Here is a 13,642-nt window from a genome sequence, read left to right as displayed (position 1 = left end):
CTTTATCAGTCATCCTCAAGTGAATCTTAATTTTATAGAATATGTATAATCTTTATACTAATAGTGTAGTAGTATATTTTTACCAAGGATGAAAATAATAAAATCAAATCGGAGGAGTATCAATGATCAATTCATTTCTTTTAATTGGACAATCAAATATGGCAGGAAGAGGTTCTATGCAGGAAGTTGAATCTATTGATAATAAGGAAATTTTCTTGTTCAGAGACTCTCAATGGATAACTGCGAAGGAGCCCTTACATACTGATAAACCGACTTTAGCTGGAATCGGTTTAGGGATGAGTTTTGCTGATACTTTACAAAGAAAATGGGATAGAAAGATTGGGCTTATACCCTGTGCCTTTGGCGGAACCTCTCTGAGTGAATGGCAAAAAGGCGGACGTCTATACTCCAATGCTGTAACTGAAACAATAGAAGCACTAAAGAACAGTAAGTTAAAAGGAATTTTGTGGCATCAGGGGGAAAGTGATGCCGATAGCTTAGAAACTGCAGAAAGTTATAAAAAAAGATTTATACCTTTTATCGACTCTTTATTAACTGACTTAGGTATTCCCAATATCCCCATCATTTTGGGTGAATTAGGTGAATTTTTGGATAAGAACGGTGATGGTTGTTTTTATTCACACATTGTAAATGAACAATTAAAAGATATTTGTAGTGGTGATAAATATTTCGCATTCGTTTCCTCGAAGGGATTGACAGATAATGGGGACTTTTTGCATTTTAATGCAAAGTCTCTTCGTGAGTTCGGGATACGATACGCCAATGTCTGGGAGGAATACAGTCAACTTACGGGAAACGCTTTAGAATAGGAGAGTATTAATAACGAACAAAGCATTTTCAGATCAATTAATTAAGTGACAATCAACATAAGAAGAAGAGAGGTTTAACCTCTTATGTATGATCCCTTGTTTTAGATTTATTTTGTAAAACAAAAAGAGGTTAGTAATCTGTTTATCAATCATTCCCATTAATATTTAGCTCAATAAAAGATGAAAAAAGTTACCGTCTCTTTCTATTTGAAATAACTGAAGTGCCTTCATTCCTGGCTTTTTTATAACAATTACGGGAAATTTACCTAAATAAGGAAAACTATTTGCTGCTGAAAGACCTTCGATAGGAGTGAAGTGAAAGAAACACCTAATTAAAACGAAAATGTTTAAATTTTACAAGAATTATCTAGTTGTTCTATAGATTATGAAAGAGCATGAATTATATAATAGATTCATAAAATGTAAGTAATAGATAGGTAATTTCTCGTGCGAAACAATCTTGTTTTTAAAGCTATCGATTGAAAACTGAATCCAAAAAGATGTTATTTTTACAACTTGCATATTCAGTTTACTGCTGGGTTCATTTGCCCATTAGGTGCTCTTGAATCTGTGTGATATCCATAAATTATGAACGCTATTCACTGCGTCTATGTTTTCGTCCAAAGGGACTCAAACGTTTGCGAGTTTTCATTTATTTAGACACTTTGGAAGGCGGGTATCCTTTAATGGATTTAAAAACGTTGCTAAAATATGAAACATCATAGAATCCACACCGATCAGCGACTTCTGTTACAGAAAATCCACCTGATGATAACAGCATTTCGGCATTATTAATACGAATTAAGTTCAAATATTCCTTAAACGAGTAGCCAGTATTTTTTTTGAACAATTTTCCGAAATAAACTGGATGAAGATTGATTTTTGTGGCTATTTCTGACAAATCTAGATTCCTTGAGTAGTCCTCATTAATGTAATCCAACACTTTTTTCACTCGTAGATCTGTTTGTATATAGGACGCCTTATGAGAGGAAATCAATAGAAGCTTATGGATAATCAGCATAAATAGAGCCCTAGCTTGCATGATATATCCCGGCTGTTTACTCATCCATACCTGTGTGAACTGCTTGATATAACCTCTAATCTCACTCGTAATGACATTTTTCATCACGGGTTCCAGTGGCAAAGCAATAGGACTGCCCTCTGGTGTCCAATTGAAATTAAAAGCGAAACAATGCATTGGATTTTCGTAGAATGTATGTGCTTCGCGAACGCTGCCTTCAGGTATGTATATGACGTCCCCGGGTTCGACAGTGTATTTTACTCCATTAATAAAATAGTTGGATTTCCCGGCCACAACGAAAGTAAGGTCCTGGAAGCCAATTTTTTTGTTAATGATTTCCCATCTGGGAAAACAACGTCTATCAACAAAAAGAAGAATATGTGGAACCAAGTTTTGTAGCACTTCTATATCCATAAATACACCCCAATTATAAACTTAATAGAATGGGGCTAAATTATCAAGAATTAATTCAGGTTTATAATATAAAGGAAATCTTTTAAGGTTATAACACAATGAAATTAGTAAAAATGAGCTTTTGGTACTATTTCTAGCAGTTTTCTAACGTAAAGGAGGTGATGAGACGAAAAGTAATTATTTTGCAATGAATAAGTATGCTTATTTCCTTGAGAGTAGTTTCTATTCCAATCTTTCTTTTTGAAGGATTATGGGAATTGCTATCATTCGGCTTAGTATCTTTGGTCTCTCTTCGAGCAGTTGGGAAACTACATTTCTTATGCATGTGGTATTCTAGCACAATCCGCCAACTTACTTGCTGATTGTCATATCAATTAACAAGACTTCAAAAAAAGTATAAAGAAGGGAATGAGACATAAATATCAATTTACTAGAAAAAGTAAGCGCTTAACATCATTATATGACACCAATGGGAATGACAGAGAGAACCCTACTCAAAAAAAAAGGGGAAAAATTCTTTTTGGAGGACCTATTCATGGAAAAAACACGATCTCTTAAACGGCTGATGAAAAAAGCCGCTCAGGGAGCTTTGTCTCTATCACTGTCAGTACTGCTGGTGGCTCCAGTCTTAGTTAGCGGTTCGTTAAATGCCGATGCGGCCACCACCACCGACTTACCTCCCGCAGGACTAACCTACGAACATTACCCAGCACTAAAGGATGTTTATAAAGATTACTTCTCCTTTGGTATCTTTGGTAAAGGTGCAATGGAGGAAACGCTTTACAATTATGCTTCATATACACCGGGGAATGAGATGAAACCGGAGAGTACGCAAAATGAAAAAGGTGTTTTTACATACACTAGTGCTGATAATGCGATGAAAACCTATTCTGATCAAAACCCGGATATGCTTTTCTACGGACATACGCTCGCGTGGCATTCACAGACACCTACGTGGATGTGGGATGCGCCACCGGCTAGATACGGTCAGCCAGGTACATTCGATCGAGAAACGGCTCTCGAAAACCTCAATACTCATATTGAAAATGTACTTGGTCACTATGGCAGCCGCATTGAAGCGATAGATGTTGTCAACGAAGCGATCGGAAGCTCCATCCCTGGCGATTGGAAAGCATCCTTAGCCAAAGGAGAAGGCTGGTATATGGCGCTAGGCTGGGAATGGGTAGAGAAAGCTTTCTTGAAAGCAGCCGAAGTTGTTGACAGAAATGGGTGGAATGTCAAACTGACCTACAACGATTTTGGTCTCGATTCACCAGCCAAAGCTCGCGTTGTTTATGAGATGGTCAAAGATATTAATGAGCGGTATGCAGGTGTCCGGCCAAATGGTAAGCCTCTGATTGAAGTGATTGGTATGCAGGCACACTACAACCTTTCTACCAATGTCCAAAACGTGGAGGATAACATCAAACTGTTTGCGACACTCCCAGGTGTGAAGGTTAATATTTCCGAGATGGACATTGCTTTACCACCGGGTGAACTTACACCTGAGAAGGAAAATAATCAGGGTATGAAGTATGCTGAATTGTTCCAAATCTATCGAAAGTATGCTGCAGGTCCAGCCAATACGACGGGGAATCCAAAGGTTATCGATACAGTGAAACTTGCCGGCGTGAGAGATGTACTCACTGGCTGGAAAGGCGGCGAATTTGCCTTGCCGTATGACTATGATGGACGGGCCAAACAAGCATTGCTGGGTATCCTATACCCTGCCGAGTTTCTTGCCACCCACCATTACATTGAATCGGAAAAAGTAGAGCATAAGCAAATCGACGGTGTCTATGTGTATGATACTGGAAATGGAGACAGTTATTCCGGAGCTAATATCATACTAGGTAACGATAAAACCCAATGGCCATGGTCTATAGCAGATGGGGATGGCAAAGTAGCTTTCACTCCTGAGAAAGATGCTACCTACCGTTTAAGTTTCAACTATACAGCAAAAGGTACTACCGCTATTCGTGTACGCTGGTTAAAAGATAACTCAAATGGTGGTTATACTAGTGCTGATGGAGCGAACGTAAACAGCCACCCGTATGCTGCTAACCAAGTGGCTAAGTATATACCTGCGTATTTTAACAGTGGTATGGTGAATATGGGTAGCTACACTTTAACAACTGAATTCAAATTAGATGGTTCACAACCTGCTGATGGTCTGATTGGTAACATCGCCATCCGTGGCGGCGGAGGTGGTAACGCCTTCTCCATCAACTCGATTAAGGTGGAAAAAGTTGGAACTAACGGAGAGCCCGATACACTTCTTGTTAATTGGCCAGAGGATATAAATAGCGAAGAGCCAGTAGATCATGAGGATCCAGTCACTACAGCAAGCGGTGTCCCAACGAATTGGACCAATCAAGACGTTTCGGTAAAATTAGCAGCTACTGATGAAAATTCAGGTGTTGCGAAAACCGAATATAAGATTAATAATGGCGAATGGGTCCCTTATACAAATGGAATACAAGTCACTGCTGAAGGTGTGAATACGGTATATTATCGGAGCGTGGATAAAGCCGGGAATACAGAAGTAACAAAATCGGTTGAAGTGAAGATTGACAAAACTGCACCGACCTTAGCCTTTTCATTTAATCCATCAGTCATCACAGATCGAAATCATCAGATGATTCCCATAACGGCGACTGTCCATGCAAATGACTCATTATCAGGCGTTGCCTCTGTGCAGCTGGTCTCGATTAGTAGCAATCAGTCCGATAATGGGATAGGTGATGGAAATACAGCACAAGATATTCAAGGAGCTGATTTTGGTGAATTGGACACCAATTTTTTAGTCCGTGCTGAGAGAAGCGGCAGAGAAGACCGGATTTATACCGTAACCTATAAGGTGACTGACAATGTGGGAATTTCCACTGTCACCACTCAAACGATTACCGTGAAGCACGACAATTCCACTAATTAAAAAGGATAAAGAGGCTGGGACAAAGCTCCCCTTCAACACTAAAAAGCCTGTGAAATTTTACGAGGAGTAAAATTTTCACAGGCTTTGTTTTATCCATTCATCATTCCACATTACACTAGCATCATTTGAACAGGATCAGACGACCGCTCTTTTATGATTATTCTTCTTCTCGTAATAGAAATGGCTCCCTTCGCCATAACCGCAAGTTCAATAGTTTCAAGGGTTTTGCAATAATTAGTTAAAATCTCTCCATTCAAACTGACTTCTTCATGAATATATCCCAGAACCCGCCAATCCTCAAACCAATCTCCGCTCTTCGCATCTTCATGCGGGGTATTCGGCCAGGCTTATTTTAAAGGCGGGCTGTACAGCCGCAGGGCACCCTTTCTCAACACGCAATCCATTGTTATTGTTGCCTCTGAACATAGTTACCACCAATTTGGTAACTATTACCAACGATGATGCTTATTTAAGTGACACAATTAATTGGAAATTAGATTAAAAACCATGTGATCTCTTTGATTAATAAAAGCTAATTATGTCAGTATGTTTTATTAATATAAAAATAGCCGAAATATACAAGTAGTGCATAAAACTTGTAGATTTTAGGCTCTTTAATTTTATTCTTTATAGTGTAGTTAATTATTTTACAAGCACAAGCTCCATATTCTTTGGTTACCTGTAATGCGACTTGCCTTATAATTACCATTAACTCATTCATTATAGTCGCATCGTCCTCAGTTACATCAATAAAAGAGGTAATATGTTTTCTTCGAAAATCGCATAAATATTAGCATATATACATTTTTTCTTGAGTATTGTACTGCAAAGACCTACATAAATAAAATGGTAATAACTGACAAACCGAGTAAAAAGTGCAAGACACTAACTGGAAAAATGTGTCCCAATTTATCAAGCAAAAACTGTGTCATGTCTTTCAAGCGGTCACAGAACCCCAGCTCGACAGTGGATGATGTTAAAGTAAGCAATTGAATTAGTAAGGGAAACACAAACGGCTTCTGTTCGTTTCCGCATTGGATATTCAAAAGCTGCAATAATGCATAAAGCTATGGAAGAAATGAAATAATACCCGATTTCTTATCATTTTTAACTTGATATGAAAATAATTGAAAAATTGCAGAAGAGTTATAGTTTTGTCCCCAGTTATTTGGTAATATTACGTTAGTGTGACGAAATAATTACAATATATATATATAAAGGGAGAGTTTGAGGGGTATGGATAATTTTGCATTAGCAGTAACTCTTTTAGCGTTTTTAGCAACGTGTGTATTTTTGGTGATAGGAACGATTGCAATTGCCAGAAAGACAGGTAAAGCTAAAAAGAGTTTTAAAATCTCTGGTATATCATTAGCTGTGATGGTCGTAGCGTTTATTATTTTTGGTGTCACCACAAAACCATCAACGGAATCTGCGTCCGCACCGGTTAAGAAGGAAGTAAAGACAGAAGAGAAAGCCGCAACTAAAACCAAAAAAGAAGATGACGCAAAAGCGAAGGCTAAAGCCGAAGCGAAAGCTAAAGAGAAGGCAGAGGCTAAAGCGAAAGCCAAGACAGAAGCCAAAGCTAAGAAAGAGGCAGACGCTAAGGCAGAAGAAAAGGTAAAGGCCGAAGCTGATGCTAAAGCGAAGGCAGAAGCCAAAGCTAAGAAAGAAGCCGAAGAGAAAGCCGCCGCTGAAGTGAAAGCCAAGAAAAAAGCTGAAGAAAAAGCTAAAGCAGAGGCAGCAGCATTGGCTGCAATGCCAGCGAAAGATAGATTGTTGTTAAAGATGAAACCATTATTGGATAACAAACAAGTGATAGATACCGGTTCTTACGTTCAAGGAGATATTCCAGTAGGGGACTATGCTTTCGTTCCATTTGACGGAAGTGGAAAGTATTATTCTGAAAGTGATTCCGCTGGTAACATTATTGAAAATGAAATATTTGATAGCTTCGGCTATGTTCATGTTAATGGAGCAGGGAATTTAGAGACTCAGGGAGTATTAGTTAATGTAGCCTCGTTTCCTGCATTGGGCATAAAAAGCGCAAAGGAACTTTATGAAATAATGAACGACCAGCAGAATTATAAAGGTGGCGGTTATTATAAAGTTGGGGTCGATATCCCAGCAGGCCGACACGTTTTTGAAAGCCAGGGAAGTGGTTCCTATGTGGCTGCCATGAGTGGACCGATAGGCAAAAGTGATATCATTGCTAACGAGATCTTCAATGGCCGTTATGCAATTACCGTTTCTAATGGACAGTATGTGAAGGTTTCTAAAGCTGTCATTGCTCAATAGGGGTGTCAAAAGGCCATTTATCATTTAGATAAATGGCCTTAATACAAGTTTTGAGGGTTTTACCTCCAACATTTTTTGAAGTTATTTAATATTATATATTTCGTGCTTATCTATTAATGCTTGAATTCTGCTTTTTTTTTATTGGTACTACATTGTTTTCTTGTTCAAGAATTTTAGCTGCAGGATCCTTGAAATTGTTTTAAACACTATTTGGATCAGAAAACATATTTTCAAAAAAACGATTTATAAGTTTTGATCTCGACTTTCCGGTTGTTATCAGGTTTTCAAGTCCTAATTCCTTTTTATTGCTCGAATTAAACCAAGAAAATAATATTTTTCTTTATTCTTCACTTCTTGTTTTTTCATCATTAAGTTTTATTTTTATCTTTTCAAGTTCAGTCTCTAAGATATTTATTTTAGATATTAATGTACCGTATTCTCTAGCTTTTTTTTCGTAAATTTTCAGAGCATCAATAAACGCTTTACTTTCTTGTTTAGAAGCTTGCATTATTTTGTCAACATATAATTCTGTGTCAACATAATAATCTGTGTCTTCACTTTTTCCTTTTATTGTACTTAGATATAGTGTGTTAAGATCACCAATTGCTTTTCTTCCTTGTCTGCCTTCTTTCCTCCAAAAATCCTCACTTAACTTAAATTTAATTTCATTGTTTAAGTACATTTGTTCTGCGAATTTATATATATCTGAGTACTTTATTAATCCTGTACTTTTATTTTGGGCTTTGTAATTATAGAGTATTAAATCAATGTCTTCTTGGGGATAGTATTTTACCTTCCGGCCTCTGTTGCTCATAAGTTTCTATCCTTTCCCTTACCTTTTTAATACTAATAAAGCTGTGGATGGCCTTATCAATATTACGTGCAGCAATATTCAAATGGTAGCGGCCAGAAAGTTAGTGATGAATATATTCGGCAAATAATCAGCCGTCTTTCAAGGGAGCTGCCCTATTGGAACCAAATGATTGAAATGGCATCGATTCAAAATCCGGAAACTGGAAGAAATTGGGGATATTAAATTAAGGGAAGGATATTCGTCCTGTATTTTGTGTCGAGCGGATGATTTTTTACCTAGTTTTTAAGGGCAGGTTACTTACTTTACGGTAAAATATAGGGTTGAGTTGAAAAAGAATATACTCTGGAGCCTAAGGACTGTACATAAAGTAATGGGTACTTTTACAGCATAAGAAATAAAAAGAAAGAGCCTATAATATGCAAGTTTTTATTCAATACTTGCTATTTTTGCTCTTTTTTATATTCAATAAAACTACTGCCATTTATCAGTTTATGAATCATTATTCAGCTATTTCTACTATTAGACATATCTATTTTATAGTGCTATTTTTTTGACCAGGACTCGGGAAGATTATTTACCGGGTCTTTTCTACGTTAATAGAAGAACATCCTTTTCCAAGAGAAAAAATTTTTTACCCCTTACTTATACCCCATTCCAGTTTTTAATGAATTAAACACTTCTATTTAGAAAAACTACAAAAGACTCAAGACTGACATAAGGTGAACGGTCGGAAAAAGAATTTAAGTACATTGAAAAATATTTGATGAAAATTAAGCGGCCAAAAGCAGGTCAAAGAGGTGAAACAATTGGTCTTAACACATCCTACAGATTACGAAGTATACCTTTTTCACAAAGGGAGTTTGTACGAAAGCTATAAAGTATTTGGCGCTCATCTTGAAACACAATTGGAGTCGCTTGGTAAAAAAAGCGATGAGTCAAGATTATAGTTGGTTGCAATCGGCAAAGAAATACAACGAGATATATGAGGGGCTGCTACTTGACTCAGAATAGAGTAAGCATGAGAAGGTTGAACCTTTCTGTAAAAAACTAATTTAGTTTTATGTTTCAAAAACGCAAACTTACTATTTGCTGTCATAAGAAAAGTCATTTTTGAATTAAGGTTTGCTGGATAAGAAATTTAAATATTTATGGTATGAAAATCTTTTACACTATGATCTGAAGTAATTTAGGGATACTGTTTTTACAGTATGCCTTTTTGTCTTACCCTTAATAAAACTATTCAATGAGTAATTTATTTACCTCTTCAAAGCCAGTGGTTTTCCTGAATTTCATATTATGAATAAAATTTTGCATCGAATCCGAAGGGATGATATGGTAGAAATTTAATTTGTTTAAAGTTCTTTTATCCATTTTTACGGAAAGGATCGTGATCTTTTTTGATAACCAGTTGATGTATCTATTATCGTATCTTAGGGGGACTCTTGCTCGAGAAAATGCCCGGCTAGAGGATAGGTGCTAGTCGGGAATTAATCTATTCTATGTAAAGTAAAAAGAACGCTTGTTCTGTTTTTGGTGTAAATATGATAAACTATAGATACAATAGAATAGGATTTCACAAGGGTGGTCGGCCCACTCCCAATAGAAAGGGGGTGATGCTGTATGACAGTTTATGAATCATTAATGTTTGCGATTGGTTTTGCAAGTTTAATCGTAACCATACTGTCATTTAAATCAAAAAAATAATCCACCCTTGAGTTAGTAGGCTCAGGTGGATTATTTCTCCCTAGCCGATTGCCCGTAGAGGGAACCGTCTATTGCTATACCAGACATGTTGCTGCATGTCTGGTCTTTTTAATTTATTCATTATTAGTCTTATTATAACTGATTCAACTCTTATCGTAAAATTTTTCAATAATATCTTTTAAGGGAAACCTTTTGCGAATTCTTGTTTCCGTTCTTAATGAGACTTAGGGCTCAATTAGACCCAATACAATACTATATTTTATATTGTTTGAAGAATGGAAGGATTTAGAAGATTTAGATTGGGTATTACACAATAATAAGATACATCGCTTAATGAATGATTACTTTAAAAATTGATGAATCTATATGAACTATCTAAGGCATTGTGGGAGTTAGACAATGAAAATTGGAAACACATACATTTTTTTGTTATCTAGCTCTGACATCAAGAACTCACTATCCCGCCATTTGGAGTTTACATCTTACGACCTGTTAATACAAGAAAGGGGAGTAAAAGCATTGAAACAGAGAAAAAGTATGGCCGGTTTTAAAAGCCTTTCTAGAAATGGATGATAAAAATCCACAATCAACCAATGATTTTGGTAAGGATATTATTCCACTTTTGCTGGAAGAAAATAAAAAGGTTGTCGCCTACCCATTCAAGGGCTACTGGAAAGACGTCGGGACAGTGGGCAGCTTATGGGAAGCCAATATGGATTTATTAAAAGAGGAAACAGAGCTCGATCCTTATGATCGAGAATAGAGAATATACTCTGCCAATCCAAACCGGCCGCCCCCAATATATTGCCCCTTCCGCACAAATAGAAGAGTCATTGATTAATGAAGGCTGTATAGTGGAAGGGATCATCTATCATTCTGTCTTATTCCAGGGAGTATCCGCAGAAGAAGGGTGTCAGATACGCGATTCTGTTATTATGTCTGATGCCCGAATTGGAAAAAATGCCGTAATAGAGAGGGCGATTATAGCCCCAGGAATTGTGTTTGAAGATCATGCTGTTATTCGTCCATCAAAGCATGAAGGTGTCATTCTGTTTGCAGGTGAAGAATCGTAAGTAAACTAAAAAGAGTAGAAAGGGTGATACCTTTGTCTTGTTCAATGCTTGGAATTATCAATGCAACCACTGAGTTTGACACATTTCAAACTTTAACTGCTCATCGTTCTTTAGCCTCTCTTCCGTTTGCAGGACGCTATCGATTAATTGATTTTATGTTATCCAATATGGTGAATTCAGGAATTTCGAATGTAGCCATTTTTACCGGACAAAAGGTTCGGTCCCTTATGGATCACTTGGAATCAGGTAAGCAATGGGACTTAGGCAGAAAGCGTGATGGGCTGTTTGTGTTTTCACCTGAAGGCAATTCGGAGATTGAGAGATTTGGATCTTTTGCTCATTTTGCAAATAATATGACTTATTTCAAGCGTAGTAAGCAACAGTACGTAGTTGTTGCCAATTGCTATACCGTCGGAACGATTGACTTTTGTAAGATTTTAGATAGTCATCTAGAAACAAGAGCGGATATCACAGAGGTCGTTCATCAAGGTGAATCATTACAGACCTATATTTTGAGCAAGGATTTATTGCTTTCTTTGTTTGAACAATACAAGGATCAGAGATATTACAATATTTTTGATGTAGTGCATGATAGACGTCATACACTTCAAATAAATAGGTATGATTGGACAGGGTATATTACCAACATTGATTGCCTTCACAGCTATTATCAATCTAGCTTAGATCTTCTACAGCCAACCGTATGGAAACAGGTTTTTACAAACCACGACCCCATCCTTACAAAGGTTAAAGATGAGCCGCCAACAAAGTACAAAAAGGGTTCAAAGGTTAGGAATTCCATTATCGCAAATGGGTGCATTATTGAAGGGGAAGTAGAGAATAGCGTTATTTTCCGTGCTGTTAAAATCGGAAAAGGGACAGTTATCCGTAACTCTATTATCATGCAGAAATGTCAAATTGAAGAAAATTGTGTACTGGATGGAGTTATTTTAGATAAGGATGCCATTGTAGGAAATGGAATCCAAATGACAGGAACAACCGAAGTTCCTCTTGTAGTTAAAAAAGGTACCGTGAAAAGGGGCGTTGTTCATTCATGAAGGTTCTATTTGTTGTATCAGAGTGTGTTCCGTTTGTGAAGACAGGTGGCCTGGCTGATATAGCAGGGGCACTTCCTAAAGCGTTAAAAGATCTTGGGACAGAAGTACGAGTTATTTTACCCAATTACTCCTTAATTCCTGAAAAGCTAAAAAAATCATTTCAATTTCAAAAAGAGATTCGTGTGCAGGTTGGATGGCGGAATCAACACTGCGGCATTTTTACACTAGAGCAAGACGGGATTACCTATTATTTTATTGATAACCAATATTATTTTTATCGAGATTCTCTATATGGTCATTACGATGATGGGGAGCGATTCGCTTTTTTCTGTAAGGCGGTTCTTGAGATTATTCCTCATTTAGATTTTGTTCCTGATGTGATTCATTCTCATGACTGGCACACAGGGATGGTTAATTTTTTATTAGACGCACACTATCGTCTGAATCCGCTCTATTGGGATATGAAAACCGTATTTACAATTCACAATTTGCAGTTCCAGGGAATTTTCCCTTATTCGGTTATGAGTGATCTGTTAGGATTAAGTCATCAATATTTTACCAACGAGCAGCTGGAGTTTTATGGGGATATCAATTTTATGAAGGGGGCAATTGTTGCATCAGATATGGTGACGACGGTCAGCCCAACCTATAAAGATGAAATTCAATTTCCCTATTTTGGCGAGGGACTTGACGCCCTCTTGCGAAAGCACAAAAATAAGCTTATCGGAATAGTCAATGGGATAGACGATACGGTTTACAATCCTAGGATTGACCGAGATATTGCTGTTTCCTATGATATTGATTCGTTAGAGGGTAAAGCAAAAAACAAGCAAGAATTGCAGCACTATTTCGGATTACCAGAAAAATATAACACCCCCATTATTGCGATGGTCACACGCTTAACCAATCAAAAAGGGTTAGATTTAGTACTCCATGTATTTAGGGAAATGATGAAGGAGGATCTTCAATTCATTATCCTTGGTTCAGGTGAAACTCATTATGAAAACTTTTTTAACCAAATGAAACAAGAGTATCCCGAAAGATTAGGGGTATATCTCGGTTTTAATGAAGCGTTAGCGCATCAAATCTATGCAGGGGCTGATCTATTTTTAATGCCATCTCAATTTGAGCCATGTGGATTAGGGCAGTTGATTGCCTTACAGTACGGTACCATCCCTATTGTCAGAGAAACAGGCGGCTTGAACGATACGGTTCTAGCCTACCATGAGTTTACAGGTAACGGGAATGGTTTCACTTTTAAAAATTTCAATGCTCATGACATGCTGTATACAGTTAGAAGAGCTATTAATTATTATCAGGAAAATGAAATTTGGAGTCGCTTAATAAAAAATGCGATGAGTCAAGATTATAGTTGGCTGCAATCCGCGAAGAAATACAACGATATCTATAGGGAACTGCTGCTAAACTCGGGAATAGAGTAAGCATGATAAGAATGGATCTTTCTAGCAATAAGTTTGTAACACCCTTTTTTAAAGCC

Annotated in this window: 10 protein-coding genes and 1 pseudogene; 8 read left to right on the top strand and 3 right to left on the bottom strand. The window is 37.2% G+C overall.

Going from position 1 to position 13,642, the window contains the following annotated elements:
• Positions 1–122: 122 nt before the first annotated feature.
• Positions 123–830, top strand: a complete 708-nt coding sequence (locus ACZ9EE_RS31795) for a sialate O-acetylesterase (RefSeq protein WP_476032623.1) — start codon at positions 123–125, stop codon at positions 828–830.
• Positions 831–1,482: 652 nt separating this feature from the next.
• On the opposite strand, the gene ACZ9EE_RS31790 is transcribed toward ACZ9EE_RS31795, so the two are convergent.
• On the bottom strand, positions 1,483–2,265 hold the full coding sequence (locus ACZ9EE_RS31790; RefSeq protein WP_476032621.1) for an AraC family transcriptional regulator: 783 nt from the start codon (positions 2,263–2,265) through the stop codon (positions 1,483–1,485).
• Between the two features lie 535 nt (positions 2,266–2,800).
• Here ACZ9EE_RS31790 and ACZ9EE_RS31785 point away from each other — a divergent pair.
• Positions 2,801–5,200, top strand: coding sequence for an endo-1,4-beta-xylanase (locus ACZ9EE_RS31785; protein ID WP_476032619.1), 2,400 nt, complete (start codon positions 2,801–2,803; stop codon positions 5,198–5,200).
• A gap of 110 nt (positions 5,201–5,310) precedes the next feature.
• Here the strand turns inward: ACZ9EE_RS31785 and ACZ9EE_RS31780 are convergent, their stop codons facing one another.
• On the bottom strand, positions 5,311–5,457 hold the full coding sequence (locus ACZ9EE_RS31780) for a hypothetical protein (RefSeq protein ID WP_476032617.1): 147 nt from the start codon (positions 5,455–5,457) through the stop codon (positions 5,311–5,313).
• A 979-nt stretch (positions 5,458–6,436) separates the two neighbouring features.
• Between ACZ9EE_RS31780 and ACZ9EE_RS31775 the strand changes: the two genes are divergently transcribed.
• Positions 6,437–7,495 carry a hypothetical protein gene (locus ACZ9EE_RS31775; protein WP_476032615.1) on the top strand — a complete coding sequence of 353 codons (1,059 nt, stop codon included), beginning with the start codon at positions 6,437–6,439 and terminating at the stop codon, positions 7,493–7,495.
• 340 nt (positions 7,496–7,835) lie between these two features.
• Here ACZ9EE_RS31775 and ACZ9EE_RS31770 read toward each other — a convergent pair whose 3' ends face one another.
• The gene (locus ACZ9EE_RS31770) at positions 7,836–8,309 is read right to left on the bottom strand and encodes a hypothetical protein (RefSeq protein WP_476032613.1); all 474 of its coding nucleotides are present in this window, start codon (positions 8,307–8,309) and stop codon (positions 7,836–7,838) included.
• A 66-nt stretch (positions 8,310–8,375) separates the two neighbouring features.
• Between ACZ9EE_RS31770 and ACZ9EE_RS31765 the strand changes: the two genes are divergently transcribed.
• The 5 genes and pseudogenes from ACZ9EE_RS31765 (at position 8,376) to glgA (ending at position 13,586) form a co-directional block, all read left to right on the top strand.
• Positions 8,376–8,531 (top strand): hypothetical protein, encoded by a 156-nt coding sequence (locus tag ACZ9EE_RS31765; protein WP_476032612.1) that lies wholly within the window; start codon positions 8,376–8,378, stop codon positions 8,529–8,531.
• A gap of 1,398 nt (positions 8,532–9,929) precedes the next feature.
• The gene (locus ACZ9EE_RS31760; RefSeq protein ID WP_476033175.1) at positions 9,930–10,013 is read left to right on the top strand and encodes a putative holin-like toxin; all 84 of its coding nucleotides are present in this window, start codon (positions 9,930–9,932) and stop codon (positions 10,011–10,013) included.
• Positions 10,014–10,551: 538 nt separating this feature from the next.
• Positions 10,552–11,086: pseudogene (locus tag ACZ9EE_RS31755) on the top strand (GlgC family sugar phosphate nucleotidyltransferase); the annotation flags it as partial.
• 32 nt (positions 11,087–11,118) lie between these two features.
• Complete coding sequence (locus ACZ9EE_RS31750; RefSeq protein WP_476032611.1) at positions 11,119–12,144, top strand: GlgC family sugar phosphate nucleotidyltransferase; 1,026 nt, start codon at positions 11,119–11,121, stop codon at positions 12,142–12,144.
• A complete protein-coding gene (glgA, locus tag ACZ9EE_RS31745) occupies positions 12,141–13,586 on the top strand; it encodes a glycogen synthase GlgA (RefSeq protein WP_476032610.1) in 1,446 nt (481 codons plus the stop codon). The genes ACZ9EE_RS31750 and glgA overlap by 4 nt, the downstream gene beginning before the upstream one ends.
• Positions 13,587–13,642: the final 56 nt, after the last annotated feature.

The sequence above is a fragment of the Bacillus sp. URHA0034 genome (assembly GCF_056280405.1).
Note: the sequence above shows the minus strand (reverse complement) of the source record. Positions and strands in the feature narration are given on the sequence as shown.